This window comes from Moraxella sp. CTOTU46934 (assembly GCF_031979465.1).
Classification (GTDB): domain Bacteria; phylum Pseudomonadota; class Gammaproteobacteria; order Pseudomonadales; family Moraxellaceae; genus Faucicola; species Faucicola tetraodonis.
The window spans coordinates 21328-44070 of record NZ_DALZEG010000007.1; the positions used below are offsets into that span (position 1 = coordinate 21328).

At 45.9% G+C, this 22743-nt stretch carries 19 protein-coding genes; 13 read left to right on the forward strand and 6 right to left on the reverse strand.

Annotated features, from left to right (window positions below):
* Window positions 1-260: 260 nt before the first annotated feature.
* From RTN07_RS06920 to RTN07_RS06930, 3 genes are all read left to right on the forward strand, one after another.
* A complete protein-coding gene (locus RTN07_RS06920; RefSeq protein ID WP_312176871.1) occupies window positions 261-3572 on the forward strand; it encodes an ATP-binding protein in 3312 nt (1103 codons plus the stop codon).
* Between the two features lie 190 nt (window positions 3573-3762).
* On the forward strand, window positions 3763-4671 hold the full coding sequence (locus RTN07_RS06925) for a crotonase/enoyl-CoA hydratase family protein (RefSeq protein ID WP_312176873.1): 909 nt from the start codon (window positions 3763-3765) through the stop codon (window positions 4669-4671).
* A gap of 38 nt (window positions 4672-4709) precedes the next feature.
* Entirely contained in the window at window positions 4710-6368 is a 1659-nt protein-coding gene (locus tag RTN07_RS06930; RefSeq protein ID WP_312176875.1) for a phospholipase D family protein, read from the forward strand.
* A gap of 38 nt (window positions 6369-6406) precedes the next feature.
* Here RTN07_RS06930 and RTN07_RS06935 read toward each other — a convergent pair whose 3' ends face one another.
* From RTN07_RS06935 to ubiG, 4 genes are all read right to left on the reverse strand, one after another.
* Window positions 6407-6673: a DksA/TraR family C4-type zinc finger protein gene (locus RTN07_RS06935; RefSeq protein WP_007116234.1), complete on the reverse strand. Its 267-nt coding sequence runs from the start codon at window positions 6671-6673 to the stop codon at window positions 6407-6409.
* Between the two features lie 89 nt (window positions 6674-6762).
* Window positions 6763-7533: a YciK family oxidoreductase gene (locus RTN07_RS06940; RefSeq protein WP_007116235.1), complete on the reverse strand. Its 771-nt coding sequence runs from the start codon at window positions 7531-7533 to the stop codon at window positions 6763-6765.
* 112 nt (window positions 7534-7645) lie between these two features.
* Window positions 7646-8356: an HAD family hydrolase gene (locus RTN07_RS06945; RefSeq protein WP_312176880.1), complete on the reverse strand. Its 711-nt coding sequence runs from the start codon at window positions 8354-8356 to the stop codon at window positions 7646-7648.
* 40 nt (window positions 8357-8396) lie between these two features.
* On the reverse strand, window positions 8397-9131 hold the full coding sequence (gene ubiG, locus RTN07_RS06950; protein ID WP_007116237.1) for a bifunctional 2-polyprenyl-6-hydroxyphenol methylase/3-demethylubiquinol 3-O-methyltransferase UbiG: 735 nt from the start codon (window positions 9129-9131) through the stop codon (window positions 8397-8399).
* Window positions 9132-9630: 499 nt separating this feature from the next.
* Between ubiG and RTN07_RS06955 the strand changes: the two genes are divergently transcribed.
* The gene (locus tag RTN07_RS06955; protein ID WP_040403627.1) at window positions 9631-10254 is read left to right on the forward strand and encodes a thiol:disulfide interchange protein DsbA/DsbL; all 624 of its coding nucleotides are present in this window, start codon (window positions 9631-9633) and stop codon (window positions 10252-10254) included.
* A 137-nt stretch (window positions 10255-10391) separates the two neighbouring features.
* Here RTN07_RS06955 and RTN07_RS06960 read toward each other — a convergent pair whose 3' ends face one another.
* Together RTN07_RS06960 and RTN07_RS06965 are read right to left on the reverse strand one after the other, a co-directional pair.
* A complete protein-coding gene (locus tag RTN07_RS06960; RefSeq protein ID WP_312176882.1) occupies window positions 10392-11846 on the reverse strand; it encodes a phosphohexomutase domain-containing protein in 1455 nt (484 codons plus the stop codon).
* Between the two features lie 83 nt (window positions 11847-11929).
* Complete coding sequence (locus RTN07_RS06965) at window positions 11930-13129, reverse strand: nucleotide sugar dehydrogenase (protein ID WP_312176885.1); 1200 nt, start codon at window positions 13127-13129, stop codon at window positions 11930-11932.
* A 299-nt stretch (window positions 13130-13428) separates the two neighbouring features.
* Between RTN07_RS06965 and mazG the strand changes: the two genes are divergently transcribed.
* The 9 genes from mazG to RTN07_RS07010 all read left to right on the forward strand — a co-directional run bounded on the left by mazG (window position 13429) and on the right by RTN07_RS07010 (window position 22740).
* A complete protein-coding gene (gene mazG, locus RTN07_RS06970; protein ID WP_076775558.1) occupies window positions 13429-14253 on the forward strand; it encodes a nucleoside triphosphate pyrophosphohydrolase in 825 nt (274 codons plus the stop codon).
* A gap of 201 nt (window positions 14254-14454) precedes the next feature.
* The gene (locus tag RTN07_RS06975) at window positions 14455-14853 is read left to right on the forward strand and encodes a ComEA family DNA-binding protein (RefSeq protein ID WP_312176888.1); all 399 of its coding nucleotides are present in this window, start codon (window positions 14455-14457) and stop codon (window positions 14851-14853) included.
* Window positions 14854-15089: 236 nt separating this feature from the next.
* Window positions 15090-17321 carry a polynucleotide adenylyltransferase PcnB gene (gene pcnB, locus RTN07_RS06980; RefSeq protein WP_312176890.1) on the forward strand — a complete coding sequence of 744 codons (2232 nt, stop codon included), beginning with the start codon at window positions 15090-15092 and terminating at the stop codon, window positions 17319-17321.
* Window positions 17318-17812: a 2-amino-4-hydroxy-6-hydroxymethyldihydropteridine diphosphokinase gene (gene folK, locus RTN07_RS06985; RefSeq protein ID WP_312176893.1), complete on the forward strand. Its 495-nt coding sequence runs from the start codon at window positions 17318-17320 to the stop codon at window positions 17810-17812. Before pcnB ends, folK begins: the two co-directional genes overlap by 4 nt.
* 207 nt (window positions 17813-18019) lie before the next feature.
* Window positions 18020-18901 carry a 3-methyl-2-oxobutanoate hydroxymethyltransferase gene (panB, locus tag RTN07_RS06990; RefSeq protein ID WP_312176896.1) on the forward strand — a complete coding sequence of 294 codons (882 nt, stop codon included), beginning with the start codon at window positions 18020-18022 and terminating at the stop codon, window positions 18899-18901.
* 19 nt (window positions 18902-18920) lie between these two features.
* Window positions 18921-19889, forward strand: a complete 969-nt coding sequence (gene panC / locus RTN07_RS06995) for a pantoate--beta-alanine ligase (RefSeq protein ID WP_312176897.1) — start codon at window positions 18921-18923, stop codon at window positions 19887-19889.
* A gap of 2 nt (window positions 19890-19891) precedes the next feature.
* Complete coding sequence (gene rapZ / locus RTN07_RS07000) at window positions 19892-20767, forward strand: RNase adapter RapZ (RefSeq protein WP_312176899.1); 876 nt, start codon at window positions 19892-19894, stop codon at window positions 20765-20767.
* Between the two features lie 51 nt (window positions 20768-20818).
* On the forward strand, window positions 20819-21328 hold the full coding sequence (gene yjgA, locus RTN07_RS07005) for a ribosome biogenesis factor YjgA (RefSeq protein ID WP_007116564.1): 510 nt from the start codon (window positions 20819-20821) through the stop codon (window positions 21326-21328).
* A gap of 179 nt (window positions 21329-21507) precedes the next feature.
* Window positions 21508-22740: a sugar transporter gene (locus tag RTN07_RS07010; RefSeq protein WP_312176902.1), complete on the forward strand. Its 1233-nt coding sequence runs from the start codon at window positions 21508-21510 to the stop codon at window positions 22738-22740.
* The last annotated feature ends 3 nt before the right edge of the window (window positions 22741-22743 follow it).

Genomic DNA, 22743 nt, shown 5'->3' on the forward strand with positions numbered 1-22743 from the left:
ATTGTGCGCGTAGTTTAGCAAAATTCGTATCACCCGTCAGTGGCGAATCATGATTATTATGCAAGTCATTTTTCCACCGCTACCCCTTCTGATTTTATCTGGATTTTTTGCTGGGGTATAGACTTGTCAAAAATTTACTTGCGACAAAAACCCTAGCCGCGCAAGCAAAATTGGCTAAAATCCTATAAAATGAAACGCTATACCCCAAAACCCTGATAAAAAATCTGATGCCTAAATTAGGCTGATGCAAGGCTAGCAATGTGAGCAAACGATTTCACTTGGATTTTTCCACCGCTTATGGACAGTTGATACTGTTGGTGTTTTTGCCGATTAGCGCACTCGCGTTGACGGGTGGTTTTTTGGTGTTATCGGATACCAGCCGTGCTGCGCGTACTATTCAGCAATCAACCGCGGATAATTTGCTGGTGACTCTGCAGCCAGTCGCCGCTTCTATGCAGACGAATCTGCTTAAAATCAACCAAGCGCTATCTACAACTAGCACTCAGACTAATAGCGATAATGGTTCAAACAAAGATGGCTTAAATAAAGATAACTTAAACAAACACAGCGCAAATAAAGCTGAGCTATCGCCCAAAGAGTTGGCGGCGCTACAAGCCAGTGTGAAATTTGCCCTACAAAATGCCATCAACGACAAACACTTGCAAGGCGTGGCGATTGTCAACGAACAAAGTAAAGTGTTGGTCAGTTTTGGTGATTTGTCACAACAGCCCAATCCACGCTTGTTGCCTTTTTTGGGACGCCACCTTGAGGCGCAAAGCAATACGCAGCAAACTTATTTGCTAACGCAGCTCAACACCCAATCCAACAGCCTGTTTAATAGCAAGGGTAGTAGCTTATTTGGTCGAAAATTGGTACTAAGCGCGCCCGCCAATGCGACTGCCCCACTACCGACCTTATGGCTTATTGTCAATATTGATAATGAGCCGCTACAAGTGGCTCGATATCAAGTGATGTTGGCGTTAGCGATTACCGGACTCTTTACTATTTTACTGCTGCTATTGACCACCCATATATATGCTAGACGCTGGATTGCGCCGATTTATGAGATGCGGTTACATTTGCAGCGCACCAACGCCAACAACCTGTATAAACCGATGACCATCAACGCCAGTGGTGAAATCAACCAGCTGCAACAGGATTTGGTCAAGACCTTAAGACGTCTGCATAAAAGTTTCCAAGAACTCAAAAATCACGCCGAACAGACCGAAGATGATTTGCGATTGGCTTTTGACGAGATGGAAATGCAAAACATCTCAATTCGCAATGCGCGTGATGCCGCGGTTTCAGCCAGTCAAACCAAATCGGCATTTTTAGCCAATATCAGTCATGAATTACGCACCCCACTTAACAGTATTGATGGGTTTATCAACCTATTATCCCGTCATGGCGGCTTAAATGCCGAGCAAGACTTGTACGTGCAAACGATTCGTAAGTCTTCAGCGCACCTATTAGCACTGGTCAATGACGTGCTTGATTTTTCTAAGATTGAAGCCGGTAAACTGGTACTGGATAGTCATGAATTTGACCTGTATGCCAGTATCTACGATGTGGTGGATATGCTATCGCCACTTGCGGCAGAGAAAGATTTACGCCTGTCGGTGTTCTTCTATGACGATGTGCCGCATTATCTGGTGGGGGATGCGTTACGCACCAAGCAAGTGTTGACCAATCTTGTTAACAACGCCATCAAATTTACCGATGATGGCGAGGTCATTGTGCGGGTCAGTCTGGATGATGACATCGATGATTTAATTCATATCAGTGTGCAAGATACAGGGCGCGGGATTTCGCCTGAGCATCAAAAAGTGCTGTTCCAAAGTTTTTCGCAAGGCGATCCTTCGATTACTCGCCAGTATGGCGGTACGGGGCTGGGGTTGGTGATTTCAAAACAGCTTACCTATCTGATGGGCGGCAATATTGGTTTTTATGACAACGCCACTGAGCAAGCGGGTGATGCGAGCCAATCGCACAAAATCAAAGGCACGACGTTTTGGTTTACCTTGCCGATGACCATCAGTAACCAAGAGCAGCAGCGGCTGCTTATCCATGACCCCATTTGGCAGTTACCCGCCATCGTCCCGCCAAAAACCGATGCCGGTTATATGGCGGCTGATGCTATCGCTGCGCTAAATATTTTGGTTTGGATTGACCATCCTGCAAGCTTACAAGTGTTAAAAGGCTCGCTGCGTGAATTGCCGATTGCCATTACTACCGCAAGTACGCTAGCCAGCCTACTTGAATCGCTCAAAGAAACAGGCAATCATTGGGATTGGGTCATCGTGGACAATGGTACCACTGAGGATACCACGTCGCTACTCAAACAAGTACGCTTACATTATGCCGGTAAATTGCTACTATTTGGCTATCAAGTCAATCTTGAGCCAGAATTGTTGTCGCGTTACCAAGCCCAAGCCTTGTATCAGCCGCTCGATCGCCGCCAACTTTATCAGCTGCTCGATAGCAATTCTGCCAGCAGCCAAGAGCCAACACTGCCGCAGTGGCATGGCTTTACTGTGCTTGCCGTGGATGACCATCTGCCCAATTTGTTGGTACTAGAAGCGTTATTGGCTGAGCTGAGCATTAATGTGGTGACGGTTAATAGTGGGTTTGATGCCATTGAATACATCACCACCCACCAGTCACAAAGCGATACCGCCGTGGATTTGATTTTTATGGACATTCAAATGCCAAGAATGTCAGGCAGTGAAGCCGCCATCCAAATCCGTAAGGTTGAAACGCAAGCAGGACATCAGCATATTCCGATTATTGCACTGACTGCGCATAGTCTATCGGATGAACGCGATAAATTATTGGCGTCCGGGATTGATGACTATGTGGGTAAACCAATCAGTCAAGCCCAGTTATTGCAAATCCTGCAACGCTGGTTGGGTAAACACAGCACGTCCGTGTCCCCTGATGTGGCTTCTGACAGATCTGCTATCAACTCACCCATCTCGGCGCGGTCGATAGCGTCTATAGTATCTGGGGCAAATAACCTGCGTACTGCACCTGCAACCCCCAAAGAGAGTGCCGTATTTGCTCATACACCATTAGCTGCCTCAGCGACTACCACCGATGACAACGCTAATTTGCCAAGCCTACCATCGGTCAGCAGTCAGCATAGCGCTGAGTCACTAGCAAGTCTTGCGGTCATTGATTGGGATGATGCGGTGATGCGGGTAGCAGGTAAGCCTGATTTGGCAGCCAATTTAATTACCCTACTGATTGAGTCGATTGAGCAGGAAAAAAGTGACTTGCAGCAGGCTTGGCAGCGCCACGACAGGCAAGCCTTGTCCCACGCGGCGCATCGCATTTTAGGGGCGAGTCGTTATACGGGCGTACCACAGCTCCGCCAAGCCAGCCAAAATCTTGAAGACAAGTGCTTGCTAAATATCAACAATAGCTCGCCTGCGCAATTTGCCATTTTGGCGCCTTATTACGAGCAAATGCTACAAGCGCTCGATAACTTGGCACAGGCTGATTTGAGTCAATTCCCTGCACTCAAATATGCCCAGCTCAAAGAAAACGACATGACTTGGAAGATGATTTGATACCCATCACCATAATGCCCCCTAGGTTTAGCATACTTGCCATTTCACGTTACCTTTCTTAAACGTATCGTCTGATATCGCCTCTTGTGCCTAACCAACAAAATCAGTAAAGTGAGATTAATGATTGCAAATCTTCGCGTTTCGCAACATTTTTTAAGTGTATTGGATTGGTCAAATTTTAAGGATGCGTATGTCGGTTTTGTCGGTATCGAAAATATTGCCGGGTGTAGGGTTTTTGCCATTTTCTCAGCGTGCTACTGCTTCATCTTTAGCGCAGCGTATCAAAGCTGCAAACGATAACCTTGCGCCCGATGTGCGGTTGGAACTTAGCGGTGATGATGATAGTGTCATTGTTTGGTTGGCACGGATTGACAAGCGCAATGCGTTAAGTTTTGCGTTGATGGATAAACTCATTGATTTAGCCCACCTGCTCACTACTTGGACAGACGTGCGGGCGGTGATTTTGGCAGGTGAAGGTAAAAGCTTTTCTACCGGTATTGATTTGGCGGATTTAAACAACCCAAAAAATCTAAAACAGGTCGCTTGGGAGCTTATCAAACCGTTCCAAAGTAAATTTCAAAAAGTGTGCCTTGTGTGGCGAGAACTACCGATGCCTGTCATCAGTGTATTGCATGGACATTGCCTTGGCGCAGGACTACAGTTGGCGCTGGCGACCGATATTCGTATCGCCACAGCGGATTGCCAATTTGCCATTATGGAAGCCAAATGGGGACTGGTACCGGATATGGGACTGACCCAGTCTGCGATGGGGGTGCTACGCGCCGATATCGTCAAGGAGTTAGCGATGACGGCACGGATTTTTGACGGTCAACAAGCCTTTGACTACGGTGTGGTCAGCCATCTAAGCGATACACCGATGGCAGTTGCGAAGAATTTGGTCACAGAATTAAGTAATCGCTCCCCCGATGCCGTCTTGGCGAGCAAACGCATCATCAATGCCATGTATCACACGCCCGCGACAACCTTGTATCAAGAAAAACTGTGGCAAATCAAATTACTGCTGGGACAAAACCGCAAACTTGCCGTCAAAAAAGCCAAGGATGAAACCGTCAAATTTATTGGGCGTCAATTTAACTAATTTAACCTATGGCTTAATTGACCTTGGTGAGTGCCATCATGCTAAGACCCCTGTTCAAACGTCGTCTTATTTTTTTAGCCAGCCTGTTTTTGATGTGTATGGCGATTTTGTTTTTTATCGCCTGGTGGGGTCGTCTGCCTGCCAACTCGGGCAAATCCAGCACGTATCAAACCGCTGTCATTACCAAAGACAATCAAAAAACGGTGGCAACCGATATGCCACCTGATGAGCCCTCCAGCCGTTTTCGCCAATTTGGCTCGCAAAGCATGGCCGATGGCATCGCAGAATTGGTTAAAAGCAATCCACAAAAAACGGGCGTTTATCCCTTGCCAGATGGTATGGATGCGTTTGCCGCACGTATGCTGCTCATTAGCACCGCAGAGAAAACGCTAGATGTGCAGTATTATATTTGGAATAACGACATCACTGGCAATCTGATGTTCCAAGCCATCAAAGAAGCGGCAGAGCGCGGTGTGCGCGTGCGATTATTGATAGATGACAATAATACCCGTGGTCTCGACCCAACGCTGTGGGTACTCAATGAACACCCCAATATTGAAGTGAGATTGATGAACCCCAATCGTTTTCGCTCGTGGCGCTGGCTAGGGTTTGTGGGCGATTTTGAGCGGCTCAATCATCGTATGCACAACAAATCTATCACCGCTGATAGCCAAATCACCATCACAGGCGGGCGTAATATCGGGGATGAGTATTTTTCTTTAAACCAAGAGATGGTATTTTCTGACCTAGATGTGCTGATGGTTGGGCATATTGTGCCGCAAATGTCACAAGCATTTGACCAATATTGGAACCATAAACTGGCTTTTCTTATCACCGATTTGGTCAAAAAACCTAAGGCATCCGCCCTAAACCAAGTATTTACCCCAAAAACCCAAAAAGTTGATAAACCCGCATCGCAACAACTCGACCCTGTGCTAAAGCTGAAAAACGACTATCTAAAGCGCTTGGTGGCAATCGACTTTGTCAACCAAATCAAACAACAAAAATTGCCGCTCTACTGGGCAAGCGTGCAGCTGTTAACGGACAATCCTGACAAACTGGGCAGCAAAGCCAATACCCAAGGGTTAGACATCAACCAAAGCTTAGGTAAAATCAGCCGTGAACTCAATTTAATCTCTGCGTATTTTGTACCGACGGAACGAGGCAAAGACTATTTTATCAACCTTGCAAAAAAAGGCGTAGCGGTGAATATTTTGACCAATGCCATGAGCGCCACCGATGTCAAGCTCGTGCATTCTGGCTATGCCAAACACCGCAAAGACTTACTAAAAGCTGGGGTCAAGCTATATGAACTAAAGCCCAATGCCAGCAAAGACAATCTGCGTGATTCATACTTGACGGGAAGCTCTGCAACCAGCTTGCATGCCAAAACGTTTGAAAGTGATGGTGAAAAGGTGTATATCGGCTCGTTCAACTTTGATCCGCGTTCAGCATTGACCAATACTGAACTTGGCGTTGCCATCGCCCACCCTGTACTTGCCAACAAAATCCGCAATGAATTTTTGCAGGCCTTGCCAACAACCAGCTACACCTTGTCGCTCAAAGATGACAATATTCAGTGGTCAACGCTCGAGAACGGTCAAATCGTCACGTATGATGAAGAGCCTCAAACCAAGGCTTGGCAGCGTACGCTAGTATGGATGCTATCGCACCTACCGCTTGAAAAATTGTTATAAGCTGTCATTGTTATGAACGACAGCGTTAGCCAATACGCTTAGCGCAATTGACTATCCTTACTCCCACGGCGATTAAATAGCTCAACTTTTTGCTGATGCTGTTCTAGCGATTGTTGACAACGCACGCACAAGCGCACCCCAGGCATCGCAAGACGCCGTGCTTCGGGAATCGGCGCATCGCACTCCTCACAATGAGTTAGGCTCTCACCCTGTGGCAATGCCCGTTTTGCCCGTTCAATCGCATCATTAATAGTTGCTTCAATTTGTTCGTTTTCTGCGCCATCTGCAGCCCAACCACTTGCCATATTTTTCCTTATATTTTAATAGGTTAACCATAATATGGTAGTGGTTTTATCAAATTTCAATAGCGTATTAACGCCGTTATCGCGCCATTTTATTGTGGCTGTAAATCAATCACCTGACCTTTGATACCTGCCGCTTCATCAGTCATCAAGGCAACATACGCACTCATCAAGTCTTCGGGCGCAAGCAAGGTGTTGGGGTTTTCGCTTGGATAAGCAGCAGCTCGCATTTGGGTACGCGTGGCACCGGGATTGATGCAGTTAAAGCGCAGGGTGGTGGTTTTTTGGGTTTCTTGGGTGAAAATATCGCTCATCCCTTCTACCGCCAATTTTGACAGCGCATATGCCCCCCAAAACGCGCGTGGACGGCTGCCGACACTGCTAGAGGTAAACACCACTGAGCCACTTTGCGCAGATTTGAGTAGCGGTAGCAAAGCTTGGGTAAGGGTAAAGGTGGCATTAAAATTGACTTTCATCACTTGCTCAAAAATAATCGGGTCATACATCTCAAGTGGGGTCAATACACCGAGTAACCCTGCATTGTGTAAAACACCGTCCAAATGCCCGACTTCACGCTCAATCAAAATCGCCAATTGCTGCATTTCTGTGTAGCTGGCGCTCTCTAAATTCATCAGTAGCATAGCAGGCTGTGCACCGCCTTCTGCTTCAATTAGGTCATACACGGCTTCAAGCTTGCTCGCGGTTTTGCCAAGTAGTAGCACAGTCGCGCCATACTTTGCATAGCTTAGCGCTGCTGCTTTGCCGATGCCATCACCTGCCCCTGTGACCAAAATATTTTTACCTTTTAGACAATCGGTAGGTGGGATAAAGTTACGGATATCATCATGCGTTGCTAAAGTCATAGTTTCCTCAAAATTTTTCTCAAAAGCTTGCTAAAAAATTTCCTAAAAATCGGGCAAATTGTTAACACCGTGTCTATGCATCAACCGCCTAGTTGCTTGTTCAGGTATCCACTCAAGCATCCGTCCAATCGCTAAGCAAAGCGGTCAATTCAGCGACGCTATGGATTATGTTATCCGCGCCCCAACTGCCCAAATCCGCTTGGTCTTCAGGGGGAATGTAGCCATAAGCTGCCAAAATCGTGCGCATATTCGCCGCATTGCCCGCTTGAATGTCACGAATATGGTCACCAACATATACACAATTTTCAGGCTGTAGCTGACCCCTGAGTTGTTCATTCAAACGCGCTACTGCCAAATACATGGGCTCTGGGTCAGGTTTGGTGTGTTTGACATCATCAGGGCATACCAATACACCACAGCGCTCAGTTAGCTGAAGTCTCTCTAATAAATTTTCTGCCAAGTAACGCGGCTTATTGGTCACAATGCCCCATACAATACCACGTGATTCCAAGTTTTTTAGCAGCGAATCCAGTCCATCAAACAAGCGACTATCAACACAGATATCGGCCTCATAGGTGTCCAAAAACTCTTGCCGATAAGCCAACAAGGTTGGGTCATCCTCAGTCACATTGGCAAGCTCGCCAAACATCAGCTTGACCATGGCTCTGGCGCCTGCAGAAACTTGCTCGCGAATGGCGATATCACTGGGCGCTGGGTGCTGATGTCTAGCGCACATCACCTTGATAATACGGATAAAATCAGGTGCTGTATCAATCAAGGTACCATCAAGGTCAAATAAAACTGCTTGGCATTTTTCAGTCATTTTTTGCTCAAATCAACGATTAATATTTTAGTAAAGCCAACTACTGAGGTTTGTAGACTGCCATCATGTAGTTAACGTCAACATTTTGTGCCAGCCAATAGTGCTTGATAAGGGGATTGTAATGTAAGCCAATTAAATCTTGACGTTTGCAGCCTGCCCGCTGAGCAAAGCGATCTAGCTCGGCTGGGGTGATGAATTTTTCATAATCATGTGTGCCGCGTGGCAACAAGCGTAATAAGTATTCAGCGCCAATCACCGCAAACAGGTAGGATTTTGGGTTGCGATTGATGGTCGATAGTACCAATACGCCATTGGGTTTGAGCAGGGTAAAACAAGCATTGATAATTGACTGCGGGTCTGGCACGTGCTCAAGCATTTCCATACAAGTCACCACATCAAACTCACCAGCGTGCGCTTTGGCAAAATCTTCTACAGCAACACAAGCAAAATCAATCGCTTGGCTAGTTTGCTCGGCGTGGATTTGTGCTGCCTTGATGTTGGCTTCTCCCAAATCAATACCCGTCACCGTGGCACCGCGCACTGCCATGCTATGTGACAAAATACCACCACCACAGCCGACATCTAACACTTTTTTGCCCGTTAAGCCTGATTGCTGGCGGGCGATGGTTTGCTGTTCAATCCAGTTTAAGCGTAGCGGATTGATTTGGTGCAAGGTGGCAAACGCACCTGATTTGTCCCACCATTCATTGGCAAGGTCGGTGAATTTTTGTACTTCTTGTAAGTCGACGTTTTGCTGTAGATTCGGTTGTGTCATGATGATAGTTCCGTTTGATTTTTACTTCGCTATTTTTTTAATTCGATACTTTTTACTTTAATAGCATGTTATCGCGTTTTTTGAAATGCGGTTACTCGCTAACCACAATTGCTATCAAAAATAGCCTTATTCTAACAGTTTTTAGCCCATTCGCTGTAGAATTTATGTGGCAGGCTGATAGCGTAAAATTGTAGGATAAATTAGTTGGGTAAAGTAGCTTATTGCTGCATAATCTCATAACCTTCCAACTTTAAATATGACTGATAAATTAAACTTAAAAAAGTATGCTTTTTTATTTAGAAAATTTAATTAACATATTGCTTATGTTTTTCACCAGTGTAGTTTTTTTTAGTTTACAAAGTATTACACTTAGGCACGTCCTTAATTTATGATAGTATAACGCGCAGGTATTTTCGTATTTTGAGCCCTACTAGCAAGCGATTTTCTATAAGATATGAGCCGTGCTAGACCCTATGATTTGACTGTTAATGAGGCAACCATGAAAAAATTAGCAATGACCGCAATCGCCGCCGCTATCGGCTTGACCAGTTTATCAACCCAAGCTGCAGATTTTGTCGCGGGTCAAGACTATAAGGTGCTGGCAAACCCAGAAAAAATTGAAGGCAATAAAATCATTGTTCGTGAATTTTTTTGGTATGGTTGCCCACACTGCTACAAATTAGAACCTTACATGGCACAGTGGTCAAAAAAATTGCCAGCTGATGTGGTGTTTATGCAGACGCCAGCTGCGATGAACCCTGTGTGGGAACAAAACGCGCGCGGTTTTTATGCCGCACAGTTATTAGGTTATCAAGGCAAAACCCACCAAGCGATGTTTGATGCCATTCAAAAAGACCGCCAAAAATTGTTTGACCAAGCCTCTATCGGCCAATGGTACGCATCAAAAGGCGTGGATATCAATAAATTTAACAGCATGTACAATTCTTTTGCGGTGAATACCCGTATCGCACGTTCAAAAGATGCGGCGCAGCGCTTCCAACTATCAGGGGTCCCTGCGGTTGTGGTTGATGGCAAATACGTGGTTGAGGGTGAGGATGGTAAAGTGCCACAAGTGGTTAACTATCTCATCAATAAAGCCCGTGCTGAGCGTGGTGGTAAATAATCCGCCAGCCATTTGCTGAGGATTAATAGTTTTATCTTAGATGGTTTTAGCTTAAATAGTAAAAAAGCCATTTCAATGAATTAGCATTGAAACGGCTTTTTTTATAGCAGCGGCTTTTTTATGGTAGTTAATAAAACCTAGTGGTCGGCTGGCGTGCCGCCCTGTGCCACAATCCAATTTTCTAGCTGTTTGGTTTTTTCATCCAATAGCGTTTTATCACCGCTTGCTTCGACATTAAGACGAATCAGTGGCTCGGTGTTAGAAGCGCGGACATTAAAGCGCCAGCGTGGAAAATTGACCGACAAGCCATCGAGTTTATCAAGGGTCGCCGTTTGGCTATCAAATTGTTGGTAGCTATCTTCAAGTTTTGCCAACACCGCAGGCGCAGTGATACCGTCTAATTTAAAGTTAATCTCACCTGAGATAGGAAAAGCGGCAATCATCTCATCAACCAGTTGCGACAGTTTTTTTGGCGCCTCTGTTTTGCCTGATTTTGATAGCAATTCGATCACTAATAACCAAGGAATCATGCCACTATCGCAGTAGTTAAAATCGCGAAAATAATGATGCGCAGACATCTCGCCACCATACACTGCATTGTTTTCACGCATGACTTGTTTGATAAAAGAATGCCCTGACTTACTGATGGTCGCTTTGCCACCGGCCGCCGCGATGACGCTTTCGGTATTTAAGATATTGCGCGGGTCATAGACAATCGCCTCGGCAGGGTTTTTATCCAAGAAAGCTTTGGCAAGCACCCCCACTACATAAGTGCCTTCCAAGAATCGAGCGTTTTCATCAAAGAAAAAACAGCGGTCAAAATCGCCATCAAACGCTATCGCTAAGTCCGCTTTCTCCGCCAATAGCTTATCTGCCGTCACTTTACGGTTGGCAATAATCATGGGATTGGGAATACCATTGGGAAAACTGCCATCAGGCACATGATTGATTTTGATAAATTTAATAGGCGCGTTGGCAGCTTGTAGACGCTGCTCAAGCAAATCAATCGTGGGTGCGGCACTACCGTTGCCACAGTTGACGACCACTGTCAAAGGTCGTAACGCGTTGACGTCAATATAGCTTATCAGGTGGTCGATATAGGCGGTTTTATCTTCTTTTAACTGATACTCGCCTTTACTGGCTGCCACTTTGAACGCGCCTTTTTCTGCGATTTGTTGAATGTCTGCCAAGCCGGTGTCCGCACTAATGGGTTTTGACTGTTCACGCACCAATTTTAGCCCGTTATAATTGATGGGGTTGTGACTGGCGGTCACTTCAATACCGCCAATCGCGCCATAGTGACTGGTGGCAAAATACACTTCTTCAGTGCCTGTCATGCCCAAATCAATCACATCGATGCCTGCATCTAATATGCCTTGTATGGTGGCTTTTTTAAGGGCTTCACTACTGGGACGAATGTCACAGCCAATCACAATCGCTGATTTTTGCTGATTTGATAGCGGTGCACTTAAAAATTGGGCGAAAGCACGTCCGATACGGTAGGCGATGTCCTCGTCAAGATTTTTACCGAGTTCGCCGCGGATGTCATAGGCTTTAAAAGACGAAATTGTGATGGGAGAAAAATCATTCATATACGTGGCTCATGGGATTAAGAATTAAGAATGTCATTCAATTAACTGTTAATTATTCACTATCAGTTATTTACTAGCAATAATCAACTATCACCAAACACATCGCGGCTATACACTTTTGCCTCGACGTGCGCTAATTCGGGATGTAATCGGTTCGCGACAATCACATCGCTGGTTTGTAAAAAGCTCGCTAAATCATTGACTACGGGACAATCCATAAACTGCGGTGACGACAGACTGGGCTCATAGATTTGTACATCAATGGCATGTTGTTTGAGCAGTTCAATAATGTCCAAAATTGCAGAATCTCTAAAGTTATCGGCATCTTTTTTCATGCTCAATCGGTACACCCCCACGGTATTAGGCTGCTTGGCGATAATTTGACGGGCGATAAAGCGTTTGCGGGTATTGTTGGCATCCACCACCGCATGAATCACATTGGCAGGAATCCCTTCATAATTGGCTTTAAGCTGTTGGGTATCTTTGGGTAGACAATAGCCACCATACCCAAATGATGGGTTGTTGTAATGCATGCCAATCCGCGGGTCTAAGCTCACACCGGTGATAATCGACTCACTATCAAGCCCCATGCTTTCGGCAAAGCTATCTAACTCGTTAAAAAATGCAATGCGTGTGGCAAGGTAGCTATTGGCAAATAGTTTGACCGCCTCTGCCTCAGTGGGCGGCATGATTTGGCTTGGGGTGTCGGTTTGCTCACTGGCAGTTTGGTATTGGGTGATTAGTTGGTGGCAAACATCTTGCAGCGCTGGCACATGGTTTATATCACAGCCAACGATAATACGTGACGGATGCAGATTGTCATATAACGCTTTGCCTTCCCGCAAAAACTCCGGCATAAACAAAATACGCGTATCAAATTGTGCCTGCATGTCAGCGGTAAATCCAATCGGCACAGTCGATTTGATCACAATCGGCACTTGTGCGTTGTGAGCGCGTACGGTTTGGATACTGGCTTCCACCGATGAGGTATCGAATTTGCCAGTGGTGACATCGTAGTTGGTCGGTGTGGCGATAATCACTAAATCTGCGGTTGAAAAATCCGCCTCACTTACCAACTGCGCTGTTAAATTCAAGGACTGGGTTGCCAAGAACTGCGCAATCAACGCATCGTCAATCGGCGACGCTTGCTGTTGTAATTGGGCAATCTTTTGGGCGTCGATATCAACCAAGGTGACTTGGTTAGCGAGTTTAGGCTGGGCTAAAAGTACCGCATTGGACAGACCGACATAGCCTGCCCCAATGACAAAGATGGTTGTAATCATGGGTGATGAAACCTTACAAATCGCAGCAAAAATTAGCGAAGCCGTCGCGTATTTTTAGCCTTGATATTTCTTATATTTATAAATTAGGTAAGTTTTTGCCAATATCACTATAGTTTGACAAAATGGCATAGCAATGACAACGATTATTTTACAGCCTCTGTATTTTAGGCATCTAGACTGTCAAGGCAAATACTTACCAATGGACTTAGATTGCCACGTCAAATGCGCTAAAATAGCTAGGTCAATGTTATATTGTGAATTTTTCATCATTTACCATCAATCACCCTTCAGAGATAACGATGCAACCGACTTCCAATTTTGCTGACCTCATTGCCTTAATGGCACGACTGCGCCAAGACTGCCCTTGGGATAAAAAACAAACCAACGACAGCCTCATTCCCTACGCCCTGGAAGAAACCTATGAGCTTGTCGAAGCCATACAATCGGGTGACATTGACGACATCAAGGGTGAGCTTGGCGATGTGCTGTTACAAGTGGTTTTTCACGCTTGTCTATATGAAGAACAGCAGCAGTTTGATATCAGCGAGGTGATTTTCACCTTGCAACAAAAACTCATTCGCCGTCACCCGCATGTGTTCGACAAAGAAAATCTAAAAACCGATGAAGATGTCAAAAAACGCTGGGATGAAATCAAAGCCTTGGAAAATGCCGAAAAAGCCAAACAGGGTAAACTGATAAACCATCGCCGCACCCTTGATGCGGTCAAGGCAGGCTCAGCGTTAATGCAAGCGCAAGAACTACAAAAAACTGCCAATAAAGTCGGTTTTGATTGGGATGTGGTGTCAGGTGCGGTGGACAAATTGGATGAAGAAGTGGCAGAGCTCAAAGAAATCTTACCAATCGATGGTCAAAAACCGACGCCTGAGCAAAAAGCGCTGCTAGAAAAAGAACTGGGGGATTGTTTTTTTGCCCTAGTCAATATTGCCCGCAAATTGGGCATTGATAGCGAAAAAGCGACTTTGACCACCGTGCATAAATTTCGCTCTCGTTTTGGCTTTATTGAAGATGAGCTCGCCAAAATGGGTAAAACCCCTGAAACTGCTAGCTTAGCCGAAATGGATAACTTGTGGGATTTGGCAAAACAGCATGAAAAACTTATATAAGGGGTTTTGAGCACGACCTAGGTTTTAGGGTCTAGTATTATTGACAGCTAATACCCTGTTTACATGCCGTGTACATTTTTTTGGTAAAACAGTTTTTTAGCTAAGTTTGTACTACGTTTGGCTTTTTTATTGCTCAAGATTTATTGTTCCAGACGCGTTGGCAAGGTATACTGAGTCAACAGGGATTTGACCGTTAAAGCAATGATTTTTCGATTATTATTTGGCTCAACTTTTGCCATTTTAGTTCTAGCCATTTTATTTCTAGCCCTGTGGGCAATGCCCGCACAGGCGCAAGTATGTACCCCAACCTTGACGCCCGAGCAGGCTTTTTTGGCGGTGACAAATTTGACGGGGACTAACGGTAATACCAAAAAATCCTCTGCAAATGACCTTGCCAATTCACCCAAAGTGATTAATATCAATACAGCCAGTGAAGCACAGCTTACACAGCTTGATGGTATCGGCGCCAAAAAAGCCCAGCAAATTATTTTATACCGGCAAATGATAGCGCCGTTTGCCACGGCAGATGACCTAGCCAACGTCAAAGGTATCGGCAAAGCGACTGTCGATAAAAATCGCCACCGCATTACCACCCAATAGTGATAGCAAAGCATTGGCAATCATCGCAAGCCTATTCTTATTTTATACATTCTGTACTAGCCACCAAACCATCTCATCCGGTAGCGTTAACGCACTACCAATAATCAATTAGTAGACAATATTTTTTGCTCACTGGATTTTTTGTAACCGTGAATTAATATCCCTAGTTAGGCAGAAATTTGGTACACTAACCGCTAATAAATTTCTGCCGTTTTCATGGATTTTGGTTACTATACATGGCAAAAAAAACTCGCAAATCACCTAGCACGGCAACCGCTGCTGGCAATACCGCAACCGATTATGTTTTAGATAGACAGTCGGCTCGCCGTGATGCCAAAAAACTGGGCTTAAACAAAGCTGATTTACCCAACTCCATCAAAGAAGTGATTAGCACACTGACGCAGGCGGGTTTTGAAGCCTACATCGTCGGTGGTGGGGTGCGTGATGCCTTGTTAGGCTTAAAGCCCAAAGACTTTGATGCTGTGACCAACGCCACCCCCAACCAAATCAAAGAAGTATTTGGCAAACGCTGCCGCATCATCGGACGGCGTTTTCAGCTGTGTCATGTGTATTCGGGTCGCGATATGATTGAAGTTGCCACCTTTCGCGCGCCGCCTAAGGACAACAATCATGTCACCGAAGACGGCATGATCATGCGTGACAATGTGTGGGGTGATATCTATCAAGATGTGGTGCGCCGCGATTTTAGTATCAATGCCCTGTACTATCAGCCATTTGACGATATCGTTTATGATTTTTGTGGTGGGCTAAAAGATGTTGAAAACCGCACCATCCGTCTGCTCGGAGACACCCAAAAACGGGTGGAAGAAGACCCTGTACGTCTACTACGAGCGCTGCGTTTTAAAGCAAAATTGCAGTTTGATTTTGACAATGCATTAAACCAACAATTCAACGCGCAAAACTGGGCATTATTGGCGCAAGTATCCCCTCACCGCTTGTACGATGAAACGCAAAAAATGTTCACAGGCGGCTACTTGGTGCCGATGTTACCACTGCTATTTGATTATGGTGCGTTTTCTCAATTGTTGTTTTACCCACCGACAACCGTGACACCGCTACTCAACCAAGTCACCATAAATACCGATAGGCGCATAGGTAGTGGTAAAAGCATTAACCCTGCATTCTTTTATGCGACTATTTTGTGGGAAAATTATCTATATTTATTGGATAAGTTTAAAAAGAATACACCGTTTAGCGACGCGCAAAACCAAGCCGCCAATAAAGTGTTGGATAAGCAGCGCCAGCACACGGCCATGCCCAAGTTTGCCGAGCAGTTTATTAAAGATATTTGGCTCATGCAGCCAAGACTTGCCCAGCCGCGCAAAAAAAATCTGCAAAAGCTGTTTGAAAACCCACGTTTTCGGGCTGCCTATGACTTTTTGATGATGCGTGAGCAAGTGGAAGCCAAAAACCAAGCGCTTGCCAAACAGCATGGCGCAGCGATTACGTTGGATGATGAAAGCACCAACGGCATGGGACATTGGTGGGCATGGTTTCAAACCCTAGGTGCCAAGCAGCAGCAGCAAGCGATTGATGAGTTCGACCTTGAATCGGTACGTTTGCGCTTTGCGAATATTGTCAATCAAACCAGTTTTGAGGACGACAGCGTTGCTTACCAAACTAGCGATGTGTTGCGTGATAATGAGGCAGACATGGGTAGCGATTTTAGTCATGGACAGCGCCGCCGCCAACGACGTCGTTTGCCGTTTGCAGCAAGCAGCCAAATTGAGCATGAACAGTTACCAGATACGGCGCTATCTACCAAAGCACACAAACTAACGCAGCAGCAGCAACTTGAAAAAGCCCAACTGCAGCAGTTATCGCTTGCCAGTCACACCAACTCAGCACCGGCTAAGTCACTTATCGTAGCGCCAATCACAGCGCAAAAAGACGATGACCACCCTTATCAGCCGCCAGTTTCTGCTTTAGCATCAGCTTATACTGAGACAAGTGCACGCCCAAATAGTTCACACCCAAATGATTCGCACCCAAATAATTCACAACTGAGTCGCTCACGCAAACGCGACAAAGCCTATTTATCGGCAGCCAGTGTACCTGCCAAACGTGCGCGACGTACCCCTAGCTCAAACTGGTCGATTTTGGAGCAACGCCAGCAAGCGGATATCACAACATCCGCTAATGATTTGCTTGGCGAATCTGTCAGCCCAACGCCCGTCAGACAAAGCATTGATAATCAGGCGGTGACTCATACCGATACTGATATTGGCACTGACATTCGCACTGGCACGGTCAAGCGTTCGGCACCCAATGAATCAATGATTGACAATGGCGTGGTACAGCCAAAGCCAAAGCGAGCGCCACGGACGCGTAAAAAAGCGGTTGCTGATAGCAAAGTCTTAGCAGAAGCGGTGACTAAGGACGAGGCACCGGCAGCGCCAAAACGCACCCGCAAACGCGCGGTCAAAATCGACGGTCATCAGCCATGATTACGTGCTATATCGGTTTGGGTGGCAATATCGCAAACGCGCTTGGTACGCCAAAGCAGCATATTGCCAATGCTATTGTGGCGTTTTACGCATCACCGCACTTTGCCAATGTTACAGCATCATCACTGTATCAATCCAAAGCCTTTGGAGTCACCGACCAGCCCGATTTTTTTAATGCAGTGGTAAAAGTTGATACCGATTTGGCACCCTTAGCCCTGTTGGATTTTTGCCAAAGTTTGGAGAGCGCTGCCAAGCGCACGCGTTTGCGTCACTGGGGTGAGCGTAGTTTGGATGTCGATGTGTTGTTGTATGGTAATGACACAATCAACAATGCGCGTTTAACCGTGCCACATGAGGGCTTATTTGCGCGTAATTTTGTGCTAATTCCGATGCTAGAGCTTGACCCGACCCTTATGGTAAATGGGCAAAAATTGGCAGACTTACCGACCAGTCAAGATTGGCAAGGCCTGCAAAAATTAACCGTGCTTTAACTTATATCGGTTAACATTGGTTTTTTGTAAAAATTAACAAATTATGGGTGCTATGGATTTGAAATCGCAAAAAATTAAACCATTGATAAAGTAACGTTTTTTGTTTTCCCTATTTCTTGTTTTTGCCTGTTTCTTTTGCCCTTGCTTCTTTTAGCTTTACTTCTTTTACCCTTGATTCTTTTAACCTTGCTTTTTAAAGGAAACCGCATGAGCTACGTTAGCAACCTAGAATCTAACCGTGATTCAACAACTGAGTCAACATCTGCCGCAGCGACGACCAAGCCTAAATTACCTGTCACCTTGTCCACCTTAAACAAACTCAAAGCCAATGGTGAGACGTTCTCGTGCTTGACATGTTATGACGCCAGTTTTGCAGCAGCCATGCAAGTTGCAGGGATTGATACGATTTTGATTGGCGATAGCCTTGGCATGGTGGTACAAGGACAAACCTCAACCTTGCCGGTGACAATCGCAGACATGGTATATCATACCCAAAACGTGGCTCGTGCCAACAGTCATGCACTGATTTTATGTGATTTACCTTTTATGAGCGTTGCCACGCTTGAGCGCGCACTCGATGCCAGCCAAGCGGTGATGCAAGCAGGCGCCCATGTGGTCAAAATCGAAGGCGGTGCCGAGCTTGCCGAAATCGTATCAGTGCTTGCCAACAACGGCGTGCCGACCTGCGTGCATCTAGGTTTGACGCCGCAATCCGTGAATGTGTTTGGTGGCTACAAAGTACAAGGCAAAACCGATGCCCAAGCGGAAAAACTTATGGCTGATTGTCAAGCAGTGGTAGAAGCAGGCGCCGCCATTTTACTGCTCGAATGTGTCCCTGCTGAGCTTGCCAAAAAAGTGCGTGACACTTTCCCCGTGCCAGTGATTGGTATCGGTGCGGGCGTGGAGTGTGATGGTCAAGTGCTGGTCATGCACGATATGCTTGGGGTATATACCCGTAAACCTGCCAAGTTTGTCAAAAACTTTTTGACCGACGAGCATAACGAAACCAAGGATATCACCGGGGCGTTTAAAGCCTATCATCAGGCGGTCAAAGACCGTACGTTCCCAACGCCAGCGCATAGTTTTTAGTAATCATAAAGGCAAAAAAATGCAAGTATTTCATACCATCAGCGCATTACGTGACACCTTAAACCCTTTACGCCATCAAGCGGCTGCGCCAAAGATAGCGCTGGTTCCCACGATGGGTAATTTGCACAGCGGTCACGTGACCCTCGTCAAAAAAGCCAAAGAACTTGCCGATATCGTGGTGGTCAGTGTGTTTGTTAACCCAACCCAATTTGGTGTGGGTGAAGACTTTGATACCTACCCACGCACGCTAGAGGCTGATGTGGCAAAACTCACCGACGCGGGGGCAAATTTTGTATTTGCCCCAAGCGTGGAAGAAATGTACCCAACCTACCCTAACAACGTGCAAGTGCTGTCAGGCGATATCAGCAAAATCTTGTGTGCCAACACTCGCCCCACCCACTTTGATGGTGTGGGCTTGGTGGTGAGCAAACTATTTAATATTGTCCAGCCTGACATCGCTGTTTTTGGCAAAAAAGACTATCAACAGCTTGCCATTATCCGCCAGTTGGTCGCTGAGCTAAATTTCCCGATTGAGATTGTCGGGGTGGATATCGTGCGGGCTGAGGATGGGCTGGCATTATCGTCTCGCAATCAATACCTAAGTGAAGCAGAACGTCAACTTGCCCCCACCTTGCAAAAAAGCTTGCAACAGCTTGCCAATGAGTTAAAAACTGCCAATTTTGCCGATTTTGACAAGATTATTGCCGGCGCAATTGATAAGTTAAATCGCCTGACGGTGGCTGATTCAGGCTTTAAAGTGGATTATTTGGAAGTTAAAAATCGCTTATTACAGCCGCCGAAGCCCACTGATAAAGATTTGGTAATTTTGACCGCCGCTTTTTTGGGCAAGAAAACACGGCTTTTAGATAACCTAGAGTTTAGCCGGGAGTTAAATCAGGAATTTAGTCCGGAATTGAATCAGCAATTGGGTCAGCAATCGGCTAGCGATTTTAATCGACAACCTACCACCGCATCTGTGAAGGATTAACTATGTCAACGCTACAAGTTATCATTGTTTCAGGACGTTCAGGCTCGGGTAAGACATCGGTTCTCAATATTATGGAAGACTTTGGCTATTATCCAATTGATAATTTGCCACTTTCGCTAGTCCCTAGTGCCATTGATAAACTTGTACATGACAGCCAAATTTATAAAATCGCCATTGGTGTGGATGTACGCTCGCCACAAGCGGACTTATCGCGGTTTGCCGATGTCTATCATAAGCTCATAGAGACTTATAGCAAACCGGCGATTAAAATACTGTATGTGACTGCCCAAGAAAGCGTCCTGGTGGCACGGTTTGATGCCACGCGCCGTCTGCATCCGTTAATGGCGGTGTCGGGCAATCTACCCAATGCCATCAAAAAAGAAATCGATATCTTAGAGCCGATTGCTATTCGCGCTGATATCAAAATTGACACAAGCCTACTTAATATCCACCAACTCAAAGAAGTCATCCGCGATCATTTGGGCGTGGATAATGCGGTAACCGTCAACATTTTATCCTTTGGGTTTAAATATGGGGCGCCGATTGATGCCGATTTTATTTTTGATGTGCGTACCCTGCCAAACCCCCATTGGAAGATTGAACTGCGCAACCAGACAGGGTTAGACGATGGCGTCAAAGCATTTTTTGATGACTATAGCGAAGTAGATGAGATGGCGAATGATATTATCGCTTTTTTTAAAAAATGGTTACCGCCTTTTTTGCACAACAATCGCCATACCGTGACCATCGCTATCGGCTGTACTGGGGGCAAACACCGCTCTGTGTATATCGCAGAGAAATTGGGCGAATCACTGACCCAATCGCTACCCAAAGAGATGGTGGTACGTATTAAACACCGTGAAAAAAACCGCTGGTAGCACGTTTTGAATCAACTTTGTACTTATGATTGATAACTTTGAGATTGATAAATGATTAATTTTGCTGAAATGGATATGGCGGTTAGCCGTACCGAACTAAAAAAAGCCCATGAACGCCTACAGCGACTGGCTGAGCCGCTTGCCAATTTGTCAAAAAAACAAATGAAGGCACTGCCTGCCAGTGAGTTTTTTTTGGATGACTTGCTGCAGCTTGCCGATATCACCAGCCATGAAGCACGTAAACGTCACATCAAGCGTTTGGGTAAATTGCTGGCTGAAGAAGAACCGCATGCGATTGTCGAATTTTTATTTCGCCATACCTTTAGCCCTGAGCAACAAGCCAAAATTGAAAGTTGGCAAACGCGGCTAAATTTGCAAGATGACAACACCTTAAAACAATTTACCAAAACCTTTTTTGACAGTGAATTCAACACCATCAAGCAGCTGCTGATTTGGATTGCCTACGCCGAATATACCCAAGATGATGAATTGATGAATGAGAGTGTGGCTGATTTACACACTTATATCCGCCAAGTGGCGATTTTGTCCAAAGGTAAATAGTCGGACTGACTGCCAGTTTTTTAACCACTTATCCCTATATTGCTTGGCTAGTGGGTATTGCTTTTTTGGTGAGTTGGGGTTGGCGCGCTACCCTATGAGTCGATTTTTTACTACTAAAGCTATTTTCACCATAAAATAACGTAAAATTGCTTTTATTTTATAGAGTGAGCCGCTAAGGTATGCCATCAGCCTTAGCCATCCTGCCTGCAATGAGTCATTTTCACCAGTTACGCCAACACACCCAGTCCAACCCCAATTATCCCAACCAAATTCGCCAGTGGCGCGTGATTGTCATGGCGATTTCGGCATTTATTTTTAATACCACTGAATTTGTGCCGATTGCGCTGCTGTCTGACATTGGTCATAGCTTTGCCATGCCGGTAGAAACAGTGGGGCATATGATAACCATTTATGCTTGGATTGTGGCTATTTTGTCGCTCCCTGCCATGCTTGCTACTGCCCGTATCGAACGGCGTAAGCTATTGATAGCATTATTTGTTATCTTTATCGGGGGGCATGCGGTGTCGGTGATGGCGCAAAGTTTTGCCATGCTGTTGGTTGGGAGAGCATTGATTGCGCTAGCGCATGCGGTGTTTTGGTCAATTACCGCAAGCCTTGTGGTGCGTGTGGCGCCCAAAGATCGTCAAACCAAAGCCTTGGGGCTATTGTCGATGGGTAGCGCACTGGCGACGGTGCTTGGGCTGCCGTTGGGTCGGATGATTGGGCAGTGGCTCGGGTGGCGGATGACGTTTGGTACGATTGGCGCGGCTGCGCTCTTGGCAATGATTATGGTGTGGTGGATTTTGCCAAAACTGCCGAGCAAAGATGTCGGCTCAGCCGCAAGTTTACCCAGTATTTTTAATAATATCCCCTTGCTCACTGTCTATACACTCACTGTGCTATGTGTGACGGCACACTTTACGGCGTATAGTTATATTGAGCCTTATATGCTGACGATTAGTCAGTTTAGTCAACAATTTGCCACAGTGATTTTGCTGAGTTTTGGGGTGGCAGGGTTGCTAGCGAGCTGGCTATTTGGGCACTTTTATGACCGTTTTCCACGGGCGTTTTTGATTAGCGCGATGGCAACGCTGCTGTTTTCGTTACTGGCATCTGCTTGGCTGCCCCATGTGCCAATCTTATGGCTTGTCCTAGCGATGCTATGGGGCTTGGCAATTACGGCGATTAGCCTTGCTTTGCAGCTACGCGTATTACAGCTTGCGCCGAATGCCACTGATGTAGCGATGTCAATTTTTTCAGGAATTTATAACATCGGTATCGGCGGCGGCGCGTTCGTCGGTGGACTGGTGATTGCAAGCCTAGGCCTGGCTATGGTGGGTTATGTGGGGGCAGGTATCGCGCTCATTGCCATGGTTTGCCTAATGGTGTATTTGGCGCGCACCCAAAAGTAATCA